Below are 21,228 nucleotides of genomic sequence, written 5' to 3'. Positions count from 1 at the left end.
ACGGATCAAACCCTACCCCCAACCCCCCATTCCCGTACGCAGCGTAGTGACGAACCGGCCTTATCGGACCTCGGACGGTCCGCGCAGTTGATCGTCCTCCACCGTTTCGGCGAGTTGCTGTTCGGTTGCCGACCGGTAGTTTTCTTCATCAGGAACAAGCCTGAGGAGCACCGCCATGCCTCCTTCGCCGCTTTCCGCAGCGACGAGCCACCACCGAACACCGTCACCGTCAGTAAGCGTTGTTATCCCGGCCCTCGATCCCGCCGGCCTGCCGTCGATCCTGCGCGCGCTGCCCCCGGTCGACGAGGTGATCGTGGTCGGCACGGGCCTGGACCTCTCCGCGCGGCCGGGCGCCGTGCTGGTGCCCCCGAGCCGGCCCGGCCTCGGCAACGCGATCGCGTGCGGCGTCCGGGCGGCCCACGGCGACATCGTGGTGACGCTCAACGGTGACGGCTCGACCGACCCGGCCGACATCCCGCGGTTCGTGCGGGCGCTGGTCGCGGGGGCCGACGTGGCGCTCGGCTCGCGCTACTCCCCCGGCGGCGGCGACCTGACCGGCGGCCGGCTCCGCCGCTGGGCCGACCTGCTGCTGATCTGGCTGCTCAACACCGTGCTGGGCCTGCACCGCACCGACCCCGGCTTCGGGTACGCCGCCTTCTGGCGCGACGCCGTGCCGGCGCTCGGGCTGACCGACCCGGGCACCCGCGGGACGGCCTGGGGCGAGGGGCCCGAGATCGGGGCGCTGCTGGCCCTGCGTCCGGCCGCGCGCGGGCTGCGGGTGGCCGAGGTGCCGAGCATCGCCCGTCCCCCGGCCCGCGGCTCGGACCATGACTCGGCCCGCGGCTCGGCTCCCGCCACGGCGCGGTCCTCGGCTCGCACCTCGGTTCGGGCTTCGGGTCGGTCCTCGGCTCGGGCTTCGGGTCGGGCTTCGGCTCGGGCTGACCGGCCCCGGCTGCGGCATTGGTTGCGCGCCGCCCTGGACGAACTGCGCGGCGGTGACCGGCCGGCATGGGCCCCACCCGCCCCGATCCGGAACGTGGCCTACCCCGGCCTTCCCCGCCGGGCCCCGCTGAACAACGAGACCGGCGCCGGGCGGCGGGCGCTCGACCGCCGCGCCGTCGAAGCCCTGGCCGCCGAGCGCCAGGCGAGCGAGCGACTGATCCGCGAACGCACCACCGTGCGCCAGTTCACCGGGACCAAAGGCTGGGCGCAGACCGACCGGCGTCCGGTCCCTCAGCCAGTCGTGCAGGCGCCGTTCCACCGCGTCGACCCCCGCAACGGCCAACCCCCGGTGTGGCGCGACGGGCATCCCGAGCGGCTCGGCGGGCCCGACGTGCAGCCCCGCTCGGCGCAGACCCCGTGGCGGCTGGCGCCCGGCGCGACCCAGCCCGTACGGCGGGAGGTCGGCACCCGGCGGCGCCGGATCGAGGGCCTGCGGCAGTCGCGGCCCGACCTGCGCGTGATCAACGGCGAGGGGACGGGCACGACGGGTCGCCGCGCCCGGCTCCGCTCGGTCGACTGACTTTCCGGCCGCGCTTGCCCGGCCCTTTCAGGCCGCGCGCTTACGCAGCTCCGGCAGGATCTTCTCCGAGTAGAGGCGCAGGAAGCGCTCCTGGTCGGGGCCGGGGGCGTGGAAGACCAGGTGCTTGAAGCCCATGTCGAGGTATTCGACCACCTTGCCGACGTGCTCGTCGGGGTCGGACGAGCAGATCCAGCGGCTCGCCGTGCGCTCGACCGGCAGGGCGTCGGAGAGCCGCTGCATCTCGATCGGGTCCTCGACGCCGGTCTTCTCGTCGGGCGAGAGAGCCAGCGCGCCCCAGTGCTGGGTGTCGTTGCGGGCCTTCTCGGCGTCGTCGTCGAAGCTGACCTTCACCTCGATCATCAGGTCGAGGTCGTCGATGGTGCGGCCGGCCTTCTCGGCGCCCTCGCGGACGGCGGGCAGCAGCGTGTCGGTGTAGAGCGCGTGGCCCTTGCCGCTGGTGGTGATGAAGCCGTCCGAGATGCGCCCGGCGAGGCGGGTGGCGGCCGGGCCGGAGGCGCCGATGTAGATCGGGACCGGCGTCTCGGGCTTGTCGTAGATCGTGGCGTTCTCGGTCTTGTAGAACTGGCCCTCGTAGGTGACCCGGTCTTCCGTCCAGAGCTTCTGGATCAGCAGCACGGCCTCCTTGAGCCGGGCGAACCGCTCCTTGCCGTCGGGCCAGGCCAGCCCGAGCGGCACCTCGTTGAGCGACTCGCCCGAGCCGACACCCAGGATGGCCCGCCCGGGCGCGAGGCAGCCGAGCGTGGCGAACGCCTGCGCGACGACGGCCGGGTGATAGCGGAAGGTCGGCGTGAGCACGCTCGTGCCGATCAGCACCCGCTCGGTCCGGGCGGCGAGCGCGCCCAGCCACGGCAGCGCGGCCGGGGCGTGCCCGCCGTCGTGCCGCCACGGCTGCAGGTGGTCACTGACGAAAACGGAGTCGAAGCCGAGCTCCTCGGCCAGCACGCCGTACTTGAGAAGTTCCGCCGGCGGGAACTGCTCCGCCGAGGCCTTGTACCCGAACCGAATCATGGGGCCGACGTTACCCCGCGGCCTTGTACGCCTTTCCCGCCTCGGTCGGACTGTCGCCGTCGCGGTAGAGCCCGAAATCGACGCTGTCGCCCACGGCGGGCAGCCCGAACCACGCGTACCGCTCGACGAACGACCGCTTCTGCAGGCCCTTGGTCGAGCCGTTGATGAACGTCACGAGCTGGGCCTGCGTCGGGTACTTGGGGGAACCGCCGAAGTTCATCAGGCCGTACTCGGTGATCCAGACCGGCTTGCCGTAGCGCTTGTGCACGGCGTCGACGTACCCGAGGAACTGGTTGACCGCGGCCTCGGAGAAGTCGGAGCCGTACCAGTGCAGGGTGATGAAGTCGACCTTGTAGCCCTTCTGCTCGGCCCCGGTCATGAACCGGTCGAGCCAGCCGCCCTTGGTGTCGCCGCCGAACGCGACGGCCGGGCTGCCCAGCCGCATGCCGGTCGCCTGCAGCTTGGGCCAGTCGGCCAGCGCCTCCTCGACCGTCATCTTGGCCTGGCCGTCCATGTCGGGCTCGTTGAAGCCGAGCAGGACGTCGCCCTCGCGCTTGGCCTCGGCCAGGGTGGCGTCGGTGACGTTGTTCTTGCCCCAGATCATCGGGACGAACTCGACGTCGGCCGGGCCGGGCATGCTCTTGTTGGTCGACGACCAGTTGTAATACCAGGCCGCGCCGACGTCGTCGAGGGCCGGCTCGGCCGCGGCGAACTCCCAGACGCCGACGCCCTTCTTCTTGCTCGCCTTGGCCGTGATCACCGGGGCGGGCGCCTTGGTGGTGGGCTTGGCCGCGGGCGTCTTGCTGGGCGACGGCGACGGCTTGGCCGGCGTCGGCCTGACGGTGGTCGGGAGCGGAGCCGGACGGGTGGTCGGGGCGACGACCGCGGCGGTGGTGACCGGCGGCGGGCCGGACTGCTGGGTCACGACCACAGCTGCCGTGCCGCCCGCGACGGCGGTGGTCGACAACGCCGCGATGAGCACCTTGTGCGAGACGCTGAAGCCCACCTTTGTCGCCAGCGCCGTCTTGGTGGTGGCCGCGCCTGAAGTGGTGAGGGAGGCCAGGGTGCCCTTGCCCAGCAGGCCGGCGGGCAGCGGCACGAGGGCCATGCCGGCCAGCAGCCGCTCGGCCGCGACCAGGCCGTTCCAGGAGGGTGAGCAGTGCCGGCAGTCGCGGGTGTGCCGGGCGATGCGCTTGCGCCACAGCGGGCTGGGGTGCCCGTCCCACTCGGTGAGGAGCAACTGCAGGTCGGGGCAGGCCGGGCTGGCGCTGATCGCCCGCACCACGACCCGGGCCGTCTCGAGCTGGCCCTTCATCCGCTGGATGCGCACGGCGGCGTGCTGACGGGTGACGTCGGTGGCCGAGACGATCTCGTCGCGGGTGAGCTCGCCCGAGGCCTCCAGCCACCACAGCGAGAGCAACTCGCGGTTGTCCTCGTCGAGCCAGCGGGTCGCCTCGGCGGTCTCGCGGCGCTGACCGCTGAGCTCGAGCCGGGTGATCGCGAGGTCGGTGAAGTCGGCGCCGGGATCGCGCACATCCTCGTGCAGCAGCGCCTCGGGGGCGCCCCGCCGGGCCCGGAACCGCTCGCGGACCTGCCGCACCGTGATCGCCACCAGCCACGACCGGAACGCCTCGGGCTCGCGCAGGTCGCCCAGGTTGCGCAGCACCCGCAGCATCACGTCCTGCACGACGTCGTCCACGTCCGCGTGACCCTCGAGGGCCCGCCCGACGATCGTGTAGACCAGCGGCAGGTAGCCGGCGACGAGCCGGTCGACCGCCACCGGGTCGCCGTCGCGCGCCGCGATCACGACCGAGGTGTCGGGTTGCTCCGCCATTGTCCAACCTTCCGTCGGGCTTCCGGGCCGTGACCTTGATCGGTCACGGGAAGGGAGACGCCCAAGCCGTCCATGGATAACACGTTTTTCGGCGAAGATCGGATGAGGGGCTGCGGCGACGGCCACGATTAGCACCCGGGTGGAGCGGGAATCACAGGACCATGCGTATGACAGTCCAGCTGGACCTCCCTCGCGAGGCGGGCAGCGTGCCCACCGTCCGCCGGATGCTGCGCTCCGCCCTCGCCGTCCTGCAGATCGATCGGGACGCCCAGGACGACCTCGAGATCGCGATCACCGAGGCGTGCTCGAACGTCGTGCGGCACGCCGGCGGCGCCGAGAACTTCGAGGTGAGCCTCGACGTGGCCGACCACCGCTGCTCGATCGACGTGCGCGACACGGGCGCGGGGTTCGACCCCGAGGCGGTCGGCGCGGCGAGCTCCTCCAGCGAGAGCGGCCGCGGGCTTTCCCTGATCAAGGCGCTGGGCGAGAACGTGCGCATGCACTCCGTGCCGAAGCGGGGCAGCTTGATCCATTTCGAGAAGTCGTTCGCCTAGCACCTCGTGCAGGCCTACCGGGGGCAACCGCATATCATGCTTGCTCTCCGGCAACTATTGCCTCCATACGTTCACACAGAGGGGATAATCGAGTGTCCGTCCGCCCGGCATCAGTCGGCTCGTTCCTACGCGCAGCGCCACCCGATCGCCTCCCCGAGGTCGTGGCCGAGCATCTGCGCACCTGGTTTCCGGTCAGCGCGATGGAGCTGCTCCTCAGCGACCTGACCCTGAGCTCCCTCTGGCCCGTCCTCGACCCCGAGGCGCCGGCCGGCGGCTCCCTCGAGCAGCGCTGCTTCGGCAGCCAGCAGCCGGTGACCGACAACGGGTCGCGGCGCCTGCTGCTCCCGCTGACCACCTGGGGCGATCGCCTCGGCGTGCTGCGGATCGAGCTCACCGAGACGCTCACCAGCGAGCTCCGGGCCGAGATCACCACCATCGCCGACGAGCTGGCCCTGGGCCTGCGCGCCGCCGACAAGGACACCGACCGCTATCGCCAGATCGTCCGCCGGCAGCGCCTGACCATGGCCGCCGAGCTGCAGTGGGATCTGTTGCCCGGCCGCTCGCTCAGCGACGAGCGGTTCCGGCTGGCCGGCCAGCTCGACCCGGCGTACGCGATGTTCGGCGACCACTACGACTGGGCCGTCACCGACGACCGGCTCACGCTGACCGTGCTCAACGGCGCCGGCGACGGCATCGAGGCCGCGCTGCTGACCACGATCGCGGTCAACGCCATGCGCAACGCCCGCCGCTCCGGGGCCGGCATCGTCGAGCAGGCCGAGCTCGCCTCCGACGCGATCTACTCGCGGCACGGCGGCAAGTCGCACGTGGCCACGCTGCTGCTCGAGATCGACCTGACCGGCGGCACCATCGAGGCGGTCGACGCCGGCTCGCCGAAGGCCCTGATCGCGCGCGAGGGCGACGTTCGCGCGGTCAGTTTGGAACAACAGTTGCCGTTGGGGATGTTCGGCGACAGTCGCTACGAGACCCAGAAGGTGCAGCTCGAAGCGGGCGACCGGCTGCTCGTGGTGAGCGACGGCGTGCACGCCGCGGCGCCCGGCGGCCGTGCCCCGTACGGGGAATCCGGCCTGCTCACTGCGCTGCGCCGGACGCGCCTGCAGCCCCCGTCGGAGGCGGTGAGTACGGTGATTCGCGCGCTGCGCGACTATCACGACGGTGACGACCAGGAGGACGACGCTGTCATCGTCTGCCTCGATTGGCTCGGCGGGACGGCATGAAGTTTCCCCCTCGCGGGTAGTGGCTAGGCGCAGTCGTCGTCCGTCCTACGAACAGGGAAACATCCGCATGGACCGGGTCTCCGACGTGACCGTCGCCGTCGAGTCGACGGTCGACGCGCTCGTGTCGGTGCTGGAGTCGGCCGGCCTCGGGCACGGCCCCACCGTGCCGCCCGCCCAGCTGCGGGTGCTGGCGATCGTGGCCGGCAACCAGCACACCAACATGAGCCGGCTGGCCGAGGCGCTCGAGGTCGTGCCCTCGTCGGCCAGCCGGCTGTGCGATCGGCTCGAGGCCACCGGCCTGCTGCGCCGGGTGCCCGACCCGCGGGACCGGCGCGAGGTGCGGCTCCTGCTGACCCCGGCCGCCCGGCGGCTGCTCGACGAGCTGCGCGAGCGTCGCCGGCAGGCGCTCGGTGAGGTGCTGGGCCGGATGTCGGCCGACGACCGTCAGGAGCTGGTGCGCTCGCTGCGGGCCTTCGCGGTGGCGGCGGCGGGCGACGACAAGACCGAGGACGAATCCCTGCGTACGGCGTGAGGTAGCGTCGCCCGATGCGCATCGGCATCGTGATCCTCCCCGACCAACGCTGGTCCGTCGCCGGACGACGCTGGCAACGCGCCGAGGAGTACGGCTTCGACCACGCCTGGACGTACGACCACCTGGGCTGGCGTGATCTGGTGGACGGGCCGTGGTTCGACGCCGTCCCGACCCTGACGGCGGCGGCCATGGTCACCCGGCGCATCCGCCTGGGCACGTACGTGGCCTCGCCCAACTTCCGTCATCCGGTGCACTTCGCCCGCGAGGTCACCGCGCTCGACGACATCTCGCAGGGCCGCCTGCTGCTCGGGCTGGGCGCGGGCGGCACCGGCTTCGACTCGGCCGTGCTGGGCGAGCCGGAGCTCACGCCCAAGGTCCGGGTGGACCGGTTCGCCGAGTTCCTCGACCTGCTCGGCACGATCCTGGCCAACCCGGCGACGACGTGGCAGGGCGAGCACTACAAGGCGGTCGACGCCCGCAGCACCCCCGGCCCGTGCCAGCAGCCGCGCCCGCCGTTCGTGGTCGCCGCCAACGGGCCACGCGCCCTCAAGCTGGCCGCCCGGCACGGCGACGGCTGGGTCACCACCGGGGTCACCGGCGCCGCACCCGAGACCGCCGCCGACTGGTGGGCCAACGTCACCCGCATCGTCGCCGGCTTCGACTCGGCGCTCGACGCGGCCGGCCGGGCGTCCGACGCGATGCCGCGCTATCTGAACCTGGACTCGTCACCGGTCTATTCGCTGAGCAGCGCCGAGGCGTTCGAGGACGCCGTGGGCCGCGCTCGGGAGCTGGGGTTCACCGACGTGATCACCCATTGGCCGCGCGAGTCGAGTTGGTATGCCGGCGATGAGAAAATCCTGGAATCGGTGGCGTCCCGGCTGCCGCGGCTGCGCCTTTCGTAGCGCGCAATTCGCACGCACGGCGGGCGGGCCGCGGTCAGTGCCCGTTCGCCGCGCGGTATGCCTGCGTCACGCTCTGTGGAATGCGCCCGCGCTCGGAAATCTGATGCCCGTTGGCGGTGGCCCACTCGCGGATCTGGCGGTTTTCGTCGCGTGAGCCCGCCGTGCGGCCGGAACCGGCGCGCCGGGGCGGGATGCGACCGGCCGCGCGGCCGAGCCGGGTGCCCGCGTTGATGTACGGATCCAGGGCCTTACGCAGCTTCCCCGCATTGGCCTCGGAAAGGTCGATCGTGTAGTTAATCCCGTCCAGACTGAACTCGACCGTCCGGTCGGCCTTCTTTCCGTCCAGATCGTCGATCAGAGTGGTGATTACCTGCCGCGCCATGACGACTCCCGAGTCCGCCCGACCAACCGCGCCAAGTGTTGCTCGTAACCGCCTTCGCGCGCAACTGTCCGGCGCGAATTCGCAATTCTTTTCGCGGCGCGCGGCGACTGGCTATTCAAATGACCCGCCGGGCATTCACCGGAATCAGCACGGAAAGCTCGGCTTGGCCGGGCGTCGGGGCATCGCAGGCGCCTGTTTCGTAGCTGGGGTGGGAGCGAGGCCGGGTCCAGATTTCGTCTGGTGGTGGCCCGTGGAAGCTCGGCTCCCGGGGTTGGAACCGGGCTTTCGCGGGACGCCGCCAGGCGGGATCTGGGCCCTGCCGCAGCCTCGCCTCAGCTACGAAACAGGCGCTAGTCTCGCTGGCATGGAGCGGGAAGGCGACTGGCAGGAACAGCGACGGCAGGCCATCGCCGGCCACGCGGCCGCGCTCGAGGCCGGCCGGGTCGCCGAGGCCCGCGAGGCGGCGGCCCTGCTCGACGAGTTCGTCCGCCGCGCCGCCGAGCGGCGGCTGCCACCCCAGACGCTCCAGGCTCGAACCTTCGACGGCCGCGCCACGTATCGCACTCATGTGCGGGGGTGGTATCTCAAGTCGAACCGGTCGGTCGCCGTGGGCGAGGACGGGGAGTATTACGTGCTGACCGTGCCGGCGTCGTTGCGCGCCCGGTTCACCGGCGCCGAACTGACCCCGAGCATGCCCCGGCTGATCGTCGGCGCGGGCGGCGGCGACGGCGAGACGGTTCCGCTGCGGCAGCTGCTCGACCGGCGGCTCGAGGCGGGGGTCTCCTGGCCTTGATCCGCCGTGTCCTGAGCGGGGCCTGCGCCGCCGCGCTCCTGCCCGCCGCTCTGCTGCCCACCCTGGTCCCGGCCGCTCCCGCTCTCGCCGCCCCAGTTCTCGCTGCTCCGGCTCTCGCCGCGCCGGAGATCCCCTGTCCCAAGCCGAAGGTGGCGCCGCCGCCGAACCGGCCGCCCACGCCGGTGCCGCCGCCCGACGACCCGGTCGGCAGCGCGATCGGCGGCGACGCGCTGGCCACGCACGGCCTGGTCATCCCGGCCGGGGCCAAGGCGCCCCCGGCGGTCACCGCGAGCACGTGGATGGTGGCCGACCTCGACACCGGCGAGGTGCTCGGCGGCTGCGGCCCGCACGTCTTCCGCACCCCGGCCAGCGTCCAGAAGACCCTGCTGGCGGCCACCGTGATCGACAAGCTGAACCCGGACCAGCGGATCACCGTGGCCCAGAGCGACCTCGACATCGAGCCCGGCAGCTCGGCGGTCGGCCTGCTGGTCGGCGGCAAATACCCGATCTCGACGCTCTGGCTCGGCCTGATGCTCAACTCGGGCAACGACGCCGCGAACGCGCTGGCCCGGCTGGCCGGCGGGGGCGGCGCCGACGGCGTACGCAAGACCGTGGACGAGATGAACGCGCTGGCCAAGCGGATCGGCGCCTATCAGACCCACGCCGTCACCCCGTCCGGGCTGGACGGCAAGGGGCAGTTCACCAGCGCGTACGACCTGGCCCTGATCGCCCGGATCGCCTTCGCCAACGCCGACTTCCGCCGCTACGTGCTGACCAAGTCGGCCCAGATGCCCGCCCAGCCCCAGCTGAAGAAGGGCGGGTTCCAGTTCCAGAACGAGAACAAGCTGATCTTCAACTATCCCGGGGCGATGGGCGGCAAGACCGGCTTCACGACGGTGGCCCGGCACAGCTATGTGGGGGCGGCCCAGCGCAACGGCCGCCGGCTGGTGGTGACGCTGCTCGGCGCCGAGGCCCGGCCGCTGCGGGGCTGGCAGCAGGGGGCGGCGCTGCTCGACTGGGGCTTCTCGCTGCCCAAGGACGAGTCGGTCGGCAAGCTGGTCTCACCGCAGGACGTGGCCCCGGCGACCGCCGCCCCGCAGCTGAGGCCCGCCCCGCCCGCGGCGGCCGAGCCGGCCGCGCCCGGCGAGCCGCCCAAGGTGCTGTCGGTGGTCGCGGCCGGCTCGGTGGCGCTGCTGCTGGCCGGCGCCCCGCTGATCCTGCTGCTGATTCAACGCCGCCGGCGCCGGCCGGGCCGCTAGCCGCCACGGCAGCGCGGCGCTTCACGGCAGTCCGGCGCTTCACAGCAGTACGCCGCTTTGCGGCAGCGCGGCGCTTTACGGCAGCAGCCAGCCCGACCAGAGCAGGCCGAAGACCCAGACGACGGCCACCGCCAGCGCGGCGGTGAACTCGATCAGCATCGCCATGCCCGCCGCGTGCAGCGCGTATTTCGTGGAGGGCCACGCCTGGCCCGGGCCCAGCCGCACGCGCTCGACCAGATAGACCCCGAGCACGAAGCCGAGCGGCAGGCCCAGCACCGGGATCACGAAGAAGCCGATCACCCCGAGCAGGCCGCCGGCCAGCAGCGCCGAGTTGGGCACGCCGGCGCTCTTGAGGCGGCGCCCCGGCACCATGTATTTGATCAGGCCGCCGAGCAGGGCCACGGCCGTCGCCAGGCCCAGCACCAGCCAGCGCACGGCCGCGCTGCCCTCGCCGAAGACGGCCCAGAACAGCACGCCGGCCCAGCTCAGCAGCAGGCCGGGGACGACGGGCACGACCACCCCGACCACGCCGAGGGCGATCGCCACACCGGCAATCAGGTTGATCACCCAGGCGGTGTCGGTCAGGTCCATGCGCCAAAGGTGCCAGGCCCGGGCAACGGCGCAAAGACACGAGCCGCAGTTCTCAACCAACCCACAGTCTGAACAACAACCTTTCCGCACCGTAGCGGTACTCAATCGGCACCGGACCGCTGACGAACCTCCCTGTGTAACGCCGACGAGCCCGTGAGCAACGGGCCGCCGACCACGGGGGAGACACCACATGACCAGCATCGCGAACGCTGCCGACATCGTTGCCGACACCGCTTCCGTCACGGTGCTGTCCGCCGCCGAGCAGGAAGAGATCATCCGCACCCACATGCCGCTCGTCGGTCACCTGGTGCGCGACATGCTCAGCCGCATCCCCAACCACATCCACCGCGACGACCTGACCAGCGCCGGCCTGCACGCCCTGGTCACCGCGGCCCGCGGCTGGGACCCGGAGCGCGGCATCCCGTTCCACCGCTTCGCCAGCACCCGCATCCGCGGCGCCATCCTCGACGAGCTGCGCGCCCTCGACTGGGCGACCCGCTCGGTGCGCACCAAGGCCCGCGCCACCGACACCACCCGTCAGGCGCTGACCACGACGCTGGGCCGCACGCCCACCGCCGACGAGCTGGCCCAGGCGCTCGGCACCACCACCAGCGACCTCAAGCAGACCGACACCGACGTGCAGCGCGCGACCGTGCTGTCGCTGCAGGGCTTCACCACCAGCAGCGCCGACGACCTGGTGACCGAGAAGACCCCGGGCCCGGAGGACATGCTGCTGCGCCGCGAGCAGATCGGCTACCTGCACCACGCGATCGGCTCGCTGCCGGAGCGCCTGCAGGTCGTCATCACCGAGTACTTCCTGCAGGAGCGGCCGATGGCCGACATCGCCGCCGACCTGGGCGTCACCGAGTCGCGCGTGTCGCAGCTGCGCGCCGAGGCGCTGGCGCTGCTCAAGGACGGCCTGAACACGCACCTGAGCCCCGAGCTGGCGCCGACGCCGGACAACCCGGAGAGCATCGTGGCCCGGCGTCGCGCCTCCTACTACGACAACATCGCCCAGAACACCTCGGTGCGCAGCCGGCTGGCGCTGACGAACGCGCACGGCCACACCGCGTACAGCCGGGGTCCGCTGGCGGCCGTCTGACGCGAAGGGGCTCGGCATCCGTGCCGAGCCCCTTTCCGTACTGAAAAACTATGCCAGCGCGCTGAGCACCTTGGGCAGGTCGGCCGTGTGCAGCACCCCGAGCCGCCGGGTGGCCCGGGTGACCGCCACATAGAGGTCGGACAGGCCGCGCGGGCTCTCGGCGATGATCTCGTCGGGTTCGACCACGATCACCGAGTCGAACTCGAGACCCTTGGCCTGCCTGACGGTCATCAGCACCACCTGGTTGAGCAGGTCGGGCTGCTCCCCCACGGCCGCGCCGGGCACCGCCTCGACGAGGGCGTGGCCCAGCTCCGCCTGGCGCGCCTCGGGCACCAGCACCCCCACGCGGCCCTCTCCGGCCTCGGCGGCCTCGAGCCGTACGGCCGCGATTGTCTCGGCCGGAAGCGCGACCGGCGGCACCCGCAGCGCCCACGGCTCGACGCCGCTCGTGCGCACCGACCGGGGCGGCTCGAGCGCCGGGTCGACCGCGGCCAGCACGTCGGCCGCCACCGCCATCACCTCGGCCGGCGTCCGATAGTTCACGGTCAGCTCGACGAGGTTCCAGCGCTGGGCCACGTACGGCTCGAAGACCTGCTCCCACGTCGTGGTGCCGGCCAGCTCGGAGGTCTGGGCGACGTCGCCGACCACGGTCATCGAGCGGCTCGGGCAGCGCCGCATGAGCAGCCGCCACGCCATCGGGGACAGCTCCTGCGCCTCGTCGACGATCACATGCCCGAACACCCACGTACGGTCGGCGGCCGCTCGCTCGGCGGCGGTGCGCGTGTCGAGCACCTCGTGCCGCTCGACGAACGCGCTCGCGTCCACGACGTCGGTCGCGGAGAGGATCTCCTCCTCCTGGTCCTCGAAGTCGAGCGACCGCGAGCCCTCGACGATCTCGAGCACACCCTCCGCGTACTCGATGGCCTCGCGCCTCTCCTGGGCGGCCTGCCGCGCCTTGAGGGTGTCGTCGACGCCGAGCAGCTCGGCCAGCTCGTCCAGCAGCGGCACGTCGGCCGGGGTCCACCGGGCGTCGTGCTCGCGCAGCAGCAGGGCCCGCTCGGCCTCGGTCAGCTCGGCGGCCGCCGAGGCCAGCCGGTCGGGGTCGCTGAGCAGCTCGCGCAGCACCCGCCGCGGGGTCAGCACCGGCCAGAAGTCGAACAGCGTCTGCTGCACGTCGATGTCCTCGCGCAGCTCGCGGCGGGTCTCGGCCAGGTCGGCCTCGGAGAGCAGATTCTCCCCGCCCAGCGGGTCGGCGCCGATCCGCTCGGCGATCTCGAGGGAGAGCGCGTGGATCGCCTCGGTCACGAAGAGCGCGCGGGCCACGTTGTGCGGGCGGCCAGAGTTGCGGGCCACGGCGCGCGCGTCCTCCAGCACCGAGCGCTCGATCCGCAGCGGGTAGCCGTCGTGGTCCACCTCGGCGTACGTCTCGGGCACGGTCTGCCAGTCGGCCACCGCCCGGGACAGCACGCCGAGCATCGTGGTGCGCCCCTTCAGCGCGGCCGCCGCCGGCTTTTCCACGGCCCGGGCCCGTACGCCGGGGAACATGTCACCCAGCGTGGCCAGGAGCACCCCGGTCTCGGCGAGCGAGGGCAGCACCTGCGAGATGTAGCGCAGGAACGTCGGGTTCGGCCCCAGGATCAGCACGCCCTGCTTGGTCAGCTGCCCGCGGTACGTGTAGAGCAGGTACGCCGCGCGGTGCAGCGCGACGGCGGTCTTGCCGGTGCCGGGGCCGCCCTGCACGACCATGACGCCCGGCAGCCCGGCCCGGATCACCTCGTCCTGCTCGGCCTGGATGGTCTCGACGATGTCGCGCATCCGGCCCGTACGGCTGGCGGTCAGCGCGGACAGCAGCGCCGCCTCGCCGGTCACGTCCTCGCGGCCGCCGCTCGCGCCCGCCTCGAGGTCGAGCACCTCGTCGTCGATGGCGTTGAGCACGCGGCCCTTGGTGCGCAGATGGCGGCGGCGCTTCACCCCGTCGGGCGACACCGCGGTGGCCAGATAGAACGGCCGCGAGGCGGGGGCGCGCCAGTCGACGAGCAGCGGGTCCCGGTCGTGCTCCTCGGCGGACAGTCCGATCCGGCCGATGTAGCGCGGCTGGTCGGCCACGAAGTCGAGCCGGCCGAAGCAGAGGGCGTTCTCCACCGCGTTCATCTGCGCGAGCTGCTCGGCGTAATGGGCGCGGGTCGCCTCGCGTTGCGCGCGGCCCTGCGGGGTGCCGCCGGCCTCGAGCAGAATGGCCTTGAGACGCTCGTCGGCCTGTGCGCGCAGGCCGTCGAGGCGGTTGTAGAGGGTGGTGAGGTACGCCTGTTCGGCTTGGAGGTCGGCCGCGGCGGAGCTTGACAAAGCCACTCCCCTTTGTGGTAGCATTCGCCCGTCAGCACCCCTATGCGGGTGCTTTTTTCGTTTCTGACAAACGACCAGACTAGCGCATCGATGGCGGGTTACGGCTCGCCGCAAAATTGTCGTCTATCGGTCATGGTTTTCGGCGAGCCGTTACGCACGGCGGCCGATCCCCTTTAACCCCGGCATGACCCACAACCACCCGATCCGACGCCTCGGCGCGCTCGCCCTCATCGCTGCCGCCACCGTCGCTTTCTCCTCCGCGTGCACCGGTGACGACGACGCTCCGGCCACGGGCGCCGCTCAGGCGGCCGCGGGCGGCCCCGAGGCGAAGACCGTCGACGGCGCCAAGCAGGCCGCCCAGACGGTCTTCGACCGCTTCGCCGGGGGCGACTTCGCCGGCGCCTGGGACATGTACACCGCCGCGGGCAAGCAGGCGATCAGCAAGGACGACTACGTGAAGCTCAACCAGGCCTGCTCCCGCAAGGGCCTGGCGATCCAGCTCACCAGCGCCCGCATGGAGGGCACCGACCGGGCCGTCGTCATCGCCAAGCAGCTCGTGGCCGCGCAGTCGTACACGATGGTCTACGAGGCCGACGCCTGGAAGCTCGAGCCGGCCAAGGAGGGCCTGGCCATCTACAAGCTGGGCGCGGCCAAGGCGATCGCGGCCCAGAAGAAGGCCGGTACCTGCGCCAACCAGTAGTTTCCTTTATGTTGAGGGCCCGCCACGAACCGCGGCGGGCCCCCACTACCTTTTACGCGGCTACCGGCATCCCGTCGGGGCCGGTCAGGGCGAGCCGGGCGCGCAGGTCGCCGCGCGACTCGATCTGGTCGTAGTAGGCCGCCCGGCGGCGGGCCACACAGCCCTCCTTGACCGGGGTCTGCGCGGCCAGGGCCGGGTCGAGGTGGGTGTTCAGCCCGTCTCGGAGCAGGGTCAGCGCCTCGGCCCGCAGCTGTGACACCCGCGACTCGGTGACGCCCAGTTCCTCCGCGATGCGGGCCATCGGGCGCTCCTCGAAGAAGTAGCCCTGCACCACCACCCGCAGCCGCTCGGGCAGCGCGTCGATCGCGTGCCGCAGATAGCCGAGCCGCTCCCGCATGATCAGCATCTCTTCCGGACCGGCGCTGGGCTCGGTCACCATGTCCTCGGCGCCGGCCGTGGCGAAGCCCTGCAGGCTGAACACCACCGCGCGCTGCACGTCGTCGTCGGCGTGCTCGATGTCCTCGACCGAGCAGCCCAGCCGGTCGGCCACCTCGCGGACGGTGGGCAGGCGGCCCAGCTCGGCGGTCAGCTCCTGGCGGGCGCCGTCGGTGCGCCGGGCCCGCTGCCGCACGGAACGGCTGGCCCAGTCGAGGCCGCGCAGCTCGTCGAGCAGGGCACCGCGTACGCGGGCCGCGGCGAACCGGGCGAACGGCACGTTGCGGTTCTCGTCGTAACCGCGGGCCGCGTGCACCAGGGCGGCGTAGCCGGCGGACAGCAGGTCGTCCCGGTTGACGTGCGCCGGGACCCGCGCCAGCATCTCGCGGACCAGATGGCCGACCAGCGGCATGTGGTCCTGAACACGATCCTCGCGACGGCGGTCCTCGCCGCCGCGGCTCTCGCGTCGGCGGTCGGCAGCAAACGTGGCACCGCTCATGTGGGGGGTCTCCTCGCGAACCAGGCCGGGAGGGGGGTTCTCGGCACTGATGAGAAAGGTGATCCCGCTAAAGTGCGAAATGGTTCTCGTACGGGTGCAAGCCGGTTGCTTCCCCGCCAAGCCGCCCCCACGCGGAACGCCGGGTATGCTTGATCACGCGGCCCGCCCAGTCTTGCCTCGGGCCGCCTACGGACGGCTTGTCGAAGACGTCCCTCGGATCGGCCCCCACGCGCCGCGACTGAGACAAAGCTCGCGCCGGGCAGGACGACCCCTCTAGGTTTCAGGAGCTCCCGCTACATGACCACCTTCACCGATTTCGGCGTGCCCGCCGTGCTCACCACGGCCCTCGCCGAACTCGGCATCACCACCCCGTTCCCCATCCAGGCGGCCACGCTGCCCGACTCGCTGGCCGGCCGCGACGTGCTCGGCCGGGGCCGCACCGGCTCCGGCAAGACGTACGCGTTCGTGCTGCCCGTCCTGGCCCGCCTGGCCGCCTCGCGCAGCCAGCGCCGCCCGGGCCGCCCGCGCGCGCTGATCCTGGCGCCCACCCGCGAGCTGGCCACCCAGATCGACGCCACGCTGGCCCCGCTGGCGGCCAAGCTCGGCCTGCGCACCCTCACCGTCTTCGGCGGGGTCGGCGCCAACCCCCAGATCAAGGGGCTCAAGGCGGGCGTCGACGTGGTCGTGGCCTGCCCCGGCCGGCTCGACGACCACCTGCGCAACGGCCACGCCTCGCTCGACGCCGTCGAGATCACCGTGCTCGACGAGGCCGACCACATGGCCGACCTGGGCTTCCTGCCCGTCGTGCGCCGGCTCATGGACCAGACGCCGCGCGACGGCCAGCGCATGCTGTTCTCGGCCACCCTCGACAACGGCGTCGACGTGCTGGTCAAGCGCTTCCTGCACAAGCCGGTGACCCACTCTGTCGACTCAGCCACCGAGGCGCCGGTCGAGATGTCCCACCACGTCCTGCACGTACGGGGTGACGACCGCTTCCCGGTGCTGGTCGACCTGCTCGCGGCCCCCGGCCGTACGGTGGTCTTCACCCGCACCAAGCGCCGCGCCAAGGTGCTGACCCGCCAGCTGGTCCAGGCCGGGGTGCCCGCCGTCGAACTGCACGGCAACCTGGCCCAGAACGCCCGCAACCGCAACCTGGCCGCGTTCTCCGACGGCAGCGCCGAGACGCTGGTGGCCACCGACATCGCGGCCCGCGGCATCCACGTCGACGACGTCGGCCTGGTCATCCACGCCGACCCGCCGGTCGAGCACAAGGCCTACCTGCACCGCTCCGGCCGCACGGCCCGGGCCGGCAACCAGGGCACGGTCATCACGCTGATGACCGACGACCAGACGGCCGAGGTGCGCGACCTGACCCGCAAGGCCGGGGTCAAGCCGACCACGAGCCGGACCCGTCCGGGCGACCCGCTGCTGGCTTCGCTGGCCCCCGGGGAGCGCAAGTTCGTCGCTCCGGCGGCGCCCGCTCCCGCCTCCACGGAGGGCGGCGGCGGCGCGCGGCGTGGGCGGGGTCGTGGTGACGGCACCGTACCCGAGCAGAAGTCGTCGCCCCGCGGTCGCCGCGGCGGCAGTGGCGGCGGCTCGGGCGGCGGCCAGCAGCGGTCGGCTTCGGCGGCGGGCCACGCCGGACAGTCCCGCACTCCTGGACAGTCCCGTTCGGCTGGGCAGTCTCGTACGGCCGGGCAGTCGCGCGCCGCCGGGCAGTCGCGCTCGTCGTCGGGCCAGGGCCGCAGCGGCTCCACTCCGGTCCACACCAGCCAGTCGCGCGGCGGGGCGGCGGCCTTCTCGGCCGGCACCCGCGTGGGCGGGCGGCGCGGCGGTCGCTGACCCCTTGCATCATCGAGACCGGCGCTCACCCCTGGGGTGGGCGCCGGTTTCTTTTGCCGGACGGCGACCCGCAGCAGCCTCGGTGGCCGGCCTCGCCCGCCGACGCAGTCGGGCAGCAAGCCGTCTCCGCGCTGACCACCTCACCCGGCGCCCGCGGCAGCGAACACCACACCGCCCCGCGCCAACACGCCAACCGTCTCGCCGACGTCCTGCACGGCTGCCTCAAAACCGGCACCCGCCACGACGAAACCACCGCCAGCGCCTTACGCAGCCCACGTGATCATGCCTGCTAACAGCAAAAACAGGCCCACCCTACCGGGGGACCCCCACCCTCGGCCATTTTAGTGATCGGGCGCGATCTTGGGGTGGGGGCCTGTGGACAACCTTGCATTGTGGATAACTCTCGAAGGGCCAACCGAAGGCCCTACGCTGCCCACATGTCGAGCGTGAGCCGCACCGTGCGGGCGATGATGGCGCGGCCGGTGCCCACGCCGGCCGCCACTCGGTCGATCGTGGCCGTGGCCACGAAATGGCAACCGTCGGCAGTGGATTCGGCCGTCGAGAGCCGCAGCGTCACCTCGCTGTCGCGGCCCCGCACCCGCAGGATGCCGTCGATCAGCCAGCCCGATTCCTCCCGGCGGCAGCCGGTGCTGCGGAAGGCGATCGCCGGGTGCTGCTCGGCGTCGAGGAAGCGCTTGCCGATGATGTCCCGATCACGGCGCTCGTCGTCGCTGTGGAAGGTGCCCGCGTCGAGCACGGCCGAGGCCGTCGAGGCGGCCAGGTCGCCGGCCACGGTCACGGTGCCGCCGCGCAGGTCGACGGTGGCGGCCACGGGCTTGAGGCCGAAGACGTGGGTCGCGTCCAACCGGCACGTGGAGCGCCGCGGGTCGAGGGTGTATGTGCCGGGCCGGAGGGTCGTGCGCAATGGTGTTGTCATGCCGTTCAGCCTCGCCACCGGCGGCGGGGCAGGCCTCAGTGCTGGTACTGAGAAGAGGCACGTAGCTCGGCGCGACCGGTCAGCCCGAGCTTGCCCAGGATGTTGCGCACGTGCGTCTCCACGGTGCGTTCCGAGAGCACGAGCCGCGACGCGATCGCCCGGTTCGTCAATCCCTCGGCGACCAGCGCGGCGATCTCGCGCTCGCGGGCGGTGAGGTCGTCGTGAGCGAGCGCGGTCGCCGGGCCGAGCAGGGCGGTCAGGCCGAGCCGGCGGGCGGTGCCGAGCGCGGCCGTCGCCAGCTCCCGCGAGCGGCGGGGGTCCGTGGTGCGCAAATTCCCCGCGTACGCGATCTGGGCCTGAGCCAGGAAGGCGGGCGCGCCGAGCCGCTCCTCCATCGCGACGGCCTCGGCCAGATGCCGCGGGGCGGCCGGATCGCCGAGGGCGGCCGCGATCGTCCCCAGCGAGCGGCTGATCGCGCCGTGGCAGCTCGACATCGAGTTCAGATAGAGCCCGGCCCGCGACAGCGAGCGCATGTAGCAGCCGGCCGCCAGGTCGAGGTCACCCACCCACGCGGCCACCTCGCCGGCGACGATCGTCACGAAGGTCCAGCGCCCGTCGGCCGGCAGCCGGGGCAGGGCCGGGCGGAGGCGGCGGAGCACGTCCCGGGCCGATTCCTGGTCGCCGCGGCCCATCGCGATGTGCCCGAGCTGGGCCAGCGCGATCGGCATGTCGTCGTCGCCGAGGGGCAGCGGCTCGACCCATGTGTAGTCGCCGGTGAACGCGGAGAGGCCACTGAGGAAGGCCAGATACAGGTACGGGGCGGAGCGGTCCTGCGAGCGGGCGGCCAGATCACGCGCCTCGGCCGCATGGTCGTGCGCGGCGGTGAGACGACCGGCGACGAAAGCGCGGGCGGCGCGGGCCCGCAGCAGATGCCACCGCGCCACCGGCCAGCCCAGGCGGTCCACGAGGGCGGCCAGCCGGTTCGCCTCGGCGTCGAACTCGGCCAGCTCCCCGGTGGCCAGACAGGAGTCGAGCAGCCACGTGCGGCCCCACAGCTCGGCGTCGGGCCGGCCGCTCGGCTCGGCCAGGTCGCAGCTGCGCCGGGCCAGGCTCCGGGTCTCGTCGATCCGTGCGGCGGGGTCGATCGTCTCGTGTCGCGCGTGGACGGCGGCGACCAGCGCATCAGCCCGCCCCGAGGCCTCGGCCATGGTCATCGCCTCGCGGCTCATCCGCTCGGCGCGCTCCGGGTCGCGGTCCTCGGCGAGCAGAAACGCGTACTGGGAAAGGACTTTCGCCCGATCCGCGTCGTCGAGCTCCTGCGCCAGCGCGCGCTCGCAGAGCCGCAGCAGGGCCGGTGCGAGCGGGCCGCCGAGCCCTCGGATCACCAGGGCGGCCGGCGCGCCCAGCTCGTCGATCACCGCCTCGCAGTCGCTCAGGGCAACATCCAACTGCCCATCCCGGTACGCCGCCTCGGCGCGCTCCAACCGCAGATGGGCGTCGCCAGGCGTGTTGTCGAGGGCCCGGCCCAGCCAGTGCACGGCCTCGCTGTGGTCGAGCCCGCGAGCCGCCGCTCGAGCCGCCGTCACGCAGGCCGCCGTCGCCGTGGCCCGCGAGTCACCGTCGCCCGCGGCCCGCACCCGATGCCGGGCGATCTCGGCCGGCGAGCCCCGCTCCTCGAGCGCGGCGGCGATGGCCGCGTGGGCCCGGATCCGATCGTCGCGCCCGAGCCCGTCGTAGAGGGCCTGCCGCACGAGCTCGTGCCCGAAGCGCACCCGGGCCGGCGCCTGCGGATCGTCGACGAGCACCCCGGCCGCGACCGCCTCGCCCAACGTCGCAACCGGGACGAGCTTCTCCAGCACAGCGACATCGACTTCGGCTCCGTACGCGGCGGCCAAGGCCAGCATTTCCCGGCAGGCGGGCGTGAGCTGCCCCGTACGCCGGGCCATCAGCCGCCGCAGCCCGTCCGGCAGGTTCACGGCTCCGGCCGGCTTCGAGAGCCGTCCCTCCCGGGCCAGCAGCCGCGCCAGCTCCCTGGTGTAGAGCGGATTGCCGCCGCCGAGCCGATGCACCGCCGCCGCCCAGCCGGAGTGGACCTTGAGGCCGGCGCCGAGGTGGGCCGCCAGATAGTCTCCGACGGCCGCTACGTCCCAGGGCCCCAGCTCCAGCACCTCCGCATGGGAGAGATCCGGGGCCGACGGATCGGCGGCCAGTTGACGGGTGGTGCCGACGACCAGGATGCGGGAGCTGGTGATCTCGCGGGACAGGGCCGCCAGCAAGGAAAGAGACGCGGCGTCGGCCCAGTGCAGATCTTCCAGCACCAGCATCAGCGGGTGCTCCGACGCGGCCCCGACCAAAGCGGCGACCGTCCCCCGGACCGCCCGGAAACGAGCAGCCGCGGCCGGCTCCCGGCCCGCCCGGAAAAGCGCGGCCGGCTCCCCCGCGTCGGCCAGGGTCAGCAGGGTGGGCGACAGCCCCGCGGGCGCGTCGCGCAGCAGGGTCGTCCAGGGCCAGAAGCTGGGTGCGCCCTCGTCGGGATCGGCCCGGCCGGCCAGCACGGTCACTCCGGCCGCGGCCGCGCGGGCCGCCGCCTCCTCGACCACGGCCGTCTTGCCGATGCCGGGCTCGCCGACCAGCAGCACGACCCCGCCCGCGCCCTGCTGGGCGGCGGCGCGCAGCCGGTCGAGGGCGACCACCTCGGCCACCCGCCCGACCAACCGCACTCCCATGCGGACAACGT

General features: G+C 72.7%; 18 protein-coding genes. 10 read left to right on the top strand and 8 right to left on the bottom strand.

What is annotated here, in order from left to right; genetic code table 11:
* Nucleotides 1–175: 175 nt before the first annotated feature.
* Nucleotides 176–1,522: a glycosyltransferase family 2 protein gene (locus JKJ07_RS08680; protein WP_202990702.1), complete on the top strand. Its 1,347-nt coding sequence runs from the start codon at nt 176–178 to the stop codon at nt 1,520–1,522.
* Between the two features lie 27 nt (nt 1,523–1,549).
* On the opposite strand, the gene fgd is transcribed toward JKJ07_RS08680, so the two are convergent.
* A complete protein-coding gene (gene fgd / locus JKJ07_RS08675; protein WP_202990701.1) occupies nt 1,550–2,551 on the bottom strand; it encodes a glucose-6-phosphate dehydrogenase (coenzyme-F420) in 1,002 nt (333 codons plus the stop codon).
* A 10-nt stretch (nt 2,552–2,561) separates the two neighbouring features.
* Entirely contained in the window at nt 2,562–4,385 is a 1,824-nt protein-coding gene (locus tag JKJ07_RS08670; RefSeq protein WP_202990700.1) for a sigma-70 family RNA polymerase sigma factor, read from the bottom strand.
* A gap of 167 nt (nt 4,386–4,552) precedes the next feature.
* On the opposite strand from JKJ07_RS08670, the gene JKJ07_RS08665 reads away from it, so the two are divergent.
* The 4 genes from JKJ07_RS08665 to JKJ07_RS08650 all read left to right on the top strand — a co-directional run bounded on the left by JKJ07_RS08665 (nt 4,553) and on the right by JKJ07_RS08650 (nt 7,608).
* Complete coding sequence (locus JKJ07_RS08665) at nt 4,553–4,939, top strand: ATP-binding protein (protein WP_236028479.1); 387 nt, start codon at nt 4,553–4,555, stop codon at nt 4,937–4,939.
* 92 nt (nt 4,940–5,031) lie between these two features.
* Nucleotides 5,032–6,174: a PP2C family protein-serine/threonine phosphatase gene (locus JKJ07_RS08660; RefSeq protein ID WP_202990698.1), complete on the top strand. Its 1,143-nt coding sequence runs from the start codon at nt 5,032–5,034 to the stop codon at nt 6,172–6,174.
* Between the two features lie 67 nt (nt 6,175–6,241).
* The gene (locus JKJ07_RS08655; RefSeq protein ID WP_202990697.1) at nt 6,242–6,706 is read left to right on the top strand and encodes a MarR family winged helix-turn-helix transcriptional regulator; all 465 of its coding nucleotides are present in this window, start codon (nt 6,242–6,244) and stop codon (nt 6,704–6,706) included.
* A 14-nt stretch (nt 6,707–6,720) separates the two neighbouring features.
* Nucleotides 6,721–7,608, top strand: coding sequence for an LLM class flavin-dependent oxidoreductase (locus JKJ07_RS08650; RefSeq protein ID WP_202990696.1), 888 nt, complete (start codon nt 6,721–6,723; stop codon nt 7,606–7,608).
* Nucleotides 7,609–7,642: 34 nt separating this feature from the next.
* On the opposite strand, the gene JKJ07_RS08645 is transcribed toward JKJ07_RS08650, so the two are convergent.
* The gene (locus JKJ07_RS08645; RefSeq protein ID WP_202990695.1) at nt 7,643–7,990 is read right to left on the bottom strand and encodes a histone-like nucleoid-structuring protein Lsr2; all 348 of its coding nucleotides are present in this window, start codon (nt 7,988–7,990) and stop codon (nt 7,643–7,645) included.
* Between the two features lie 364 nt (nt 7,991–8,354).
* Here JKJ07_RS08645 and JKJ07_RS08640 point away from each other — a divergent pair, with 364 nt between their 5' ends.
* Nucleotides 8,355–8,783: a hypothetical protein gene (locus JKJ07_RS08640; protein WP_202990694.1), complete on the top strand. Its 429-nt coding sequence runs from the start codon at nt 8,355–8,357 to the stop codon at nt 8,781–8,783.
* Nucleotides 8,784–8,794: 11 nt separating this feature from the next.
* A complete protein-coding gene (locus tag JKJ07_RS08635) occupies nt 8,795–10,042 on the top strand; it encodes a D-alanyl-D-alanine carboxypeptidase family protein (protein WP_438871375.1) in 1,248 nt (415 codons plus the stop codon).
* Nucleotides 10,043–10,117: 75 nt separating this feature from the next.
* Here JKJ07_RS08635 and JKJ07_RS08630 read toward each other — a convergent pair whose 3' ends face one another.
* A complete protein-coding gene (locus JKJ07_RS08630; RefSeq protein ID WP_202990693.1) occupies nt 10,118–10,633 on the bottom strand; it encodes a DUF456 domain-containing protein in 516 nt (171 codons plus the stop codon).
* Nucleotides 10,634–10,823: 190 nt separating this feature from the next.
* On the opposite strand from JKJ07_RS08630, the gene JKJ07_RS08625 reads away from it, so the two are divergent.
* Nucleotides 10,824–11,735: a sigma-70 family RNA polymerase sigma factor gene (locus JKJ07_RS08625; protein ID WP_202990692.1), complete on the top strand. Its 912-nt coding sequence runs from the start codon at nt 10,824–10,826 to the stop codon at nt 11,733–11,735.
* Nucleotides 11,736–11,783: 48 nt separating this feature from the next.
* On the opposite strand, the gene JKJ07_RS08620 is transcribed toward JKJ07_RS08625, so the two are convergent.
* Nucleotides 11,784–14,102: a HelD family protein gene (locus tag JKJ07_RS08620; protein WP_202990691.1), complete on the bottom strand. Its 2,319-nt coding sequence runs from the start codon at nt 14,100–14,102 to the stop codon at nt 11,784–11,786.
* 160 nt (nt 14,103–14,262) lie between these two features.
* Here JKJ07_RS08620 and JKJ07_RS08615 point away from each other — a divergent pair, with 160 nt between their 5' ends.
* The gene (locus JKJ07_RS08615) at nt 14,263–14,778 is read left to right on the top strand and encodes a hypothetical protein (protein WP_202990690.1); all 516 of its coding nucleotides are present in this window, start codon (nt 14,263–14,265) and stop codon (nt 14,776–14,778) included.
* A 52-nt stretch (nt 14,779–14,830) separates the two neighbouring features.
* Here JKJ07_RS08615 and JKJ07_RS08610 read toward each other — a convergent pair whose 3' ends face one another.
* Nucleotides 14,831–15,712 carry a sigma-70 family RNA polymerase sigma factor gene (locus tag JKJ07_RS08610; protein WP_202990689.1) on the bottom strand — a complete coding sequence of 294 codons (882 nt, stop codon included), beginning with the start codon at nt 15,710–15,712 and terminating at the stop codon, nt 14,831–14,833.
* Nucleotides 15,713–16,009: 297 nt separating this feature from the next.
* Here JKJ07_RS08610 and JKJ07_RS08605 point away from each other — a divergent pair, with 297 nt between their 5' ends.
* Nucleotides 16,010–17,554, top strand: coding sequence for a DEAD/DEAH box helicase (locus JKJ07_RS08605; protein WP_202990688.1), 1,545 nt, complete (start codon nt 16,010–16,012; stop codon nt 17,552–17,554).
* A 424-nt stretch (nt 17,555–17,978) separates the two neighbouring features.
* Here JKJ07_RS08605 and JKJ07_RS08600 read toward each other — a convergent pair whose 3' ends face one another.
* A complete protein-coding gene (locus JKJ07_RS08600) occupies nt 17,979–18,491 on the bottom strand; it encodes a YceI family protein (RefSeq protein WP_202990687.1) in 513 nt (170 codons plus the stop codon).
* A 35-nt stretch (nt 18,492–18,526) separates the two neighbouring features.
* On the bottom strand, nt 18,527–21,217 hold the full coding sequence (locus JKJ07_RS08595) for an ATP-binding protein (protein ID WP_202990686.1): 2,691 nt from the start codon (nt 21,215–21,217) through the stop codon (nt 18,527–18,529).
* Nucleotides 21,218–21,228 lie beyond the last annotated feature (11 nt).

The organism is Paractinoplanes lichenicola, from assembly GCF_016785085.1.
In the GTDB taxonomy this organism is placed as follows: Bacteria; Actinomycetota; Actinomycetes; order Mycobacteriales; family Micromonosporaceae; genus Actinoplanes; species Actinoplanes lichenicola.
This window is presented reverse-complemented; position numbering and strand designations above follow the sequence as displayed.

Excerpts from the sequence above, each read along its gene's own strand:
- JKJ07_RS08680 (WP_202990702.1), top strand. The coding sequence starts at position 176 with ATGCCTCCTTCGCCGCTTTCCGCAGCGACGAGCCACCACCGAACACCG.
- fgd (WP_202990701.1), bottom strand. The coding sequence starts at position 2,551 with ATGATTCGGTTCGGGTACAAGGCCTCGGCGGAGCAGTTCCCGCCGGCG.
- JKJ07_RS08670 (WP_202990700.1), bottom strand. The coding sequence starts at position 4,385 with ATGGCGGAGCAACCCGACACCTCGGTCGTGATCGCGGCGCGCGACGGC.
- JKJ07_RS08665 (WP_236028479.1), top strand. The coding sequence starts at position 4,553 with ATGACAGTCCAGCTGGACCTCCCTCGCGAGGCGGGCAGCGTGCCCACC.
- JKJ07_RS08655 (WP_202990697.1), top strand. The coding sequence starts at position 6,242 with ATGGACCGGGTCTCCGACGTGACCGTCGCCGTCGAGTCGACGGTCGAC.
- JKJ07_RS08650 (WP_202990696.1), top strand. The coding sequence starts at position 6,721 with ATGCGCATCGGCATCGTGATCCTCCCCGACCAACGCTGGTCCGTCGCC.
- JKJ07_RS08645 (WP_202990695.1), bottom strand. The coding sequence starts at position 7,990 with ATGGCGCGGCAGGTAATCACCACTCTGATCGACGATCTGGACGGAAAG.
- JKJ07_RS08640 (WP_202990694.1), top strand. The coding sequence starts at position 8,355 with ATGGAGCGGGAAGGCGACTGGCAGGAACAGCGACGGCAGGCCATCGCC.
- JKJ07_RS08630 (WP_202990693.1), bottom strand. The coding sequence starts at position 10,633 with ATGGACCTGACCGACACCGCCTGGGTGATCAACCTGATTGCCGGTGTG.
- JKJ07_RS08625 (WP_202990692.1), top strand. The coding sequence starts at position 10,824 with ATGACCAGCATCGCGAACGCTGCCGACATCGTTGCCGACACCGCTTCC.
- JKJ07_RS08620 (WP_202990691.1), bottom strand. The coding sequence starts at position 14,102 with ATGCTACCACAAAGGGGAGTGGCTTTGTCAAGCTCCGCCGCGGCCGAC.
- JKJ07_RS08615 (WP_202990690.1), top strand. The coding sequence starts at position 14,263 with ATGACCCACAACCACCCGATCCGACGCCTCGGCGCGCTCGCCCTCATC.
- JKJ07_RS08610 (WP_202990689.1), bottom strand. The coding sequence starts at position 15,712 with ATGAGCGGTGCCACGTTTGCTGCCGACCGCCGACGCGAGAGCCGCGGC.
- JKJ07_RS08605 (WP_202990688.1), top strand. The coding sequence starts at position 16,010 with ATGACCACCTTCACCGATTTCGGCGTGCCCGCCGTGCTCACCACGGCC.
- JKJ07_RS08600 (WP_202990687.1), bottom strand. The coding sequence starts at position 18,491 with ATGACAACACCATTGCGCACGACCCTCCGGCCCGGCACATACACCCTC.
- JKJ07_RS08595 (WP_202990686.1), bottom strand. The coding sequence starts at position 21,217 with ATGGGAGTGCGGTTGGTCGGGCGGGTGGCCGAGGTGGTCGCCCTCGAC.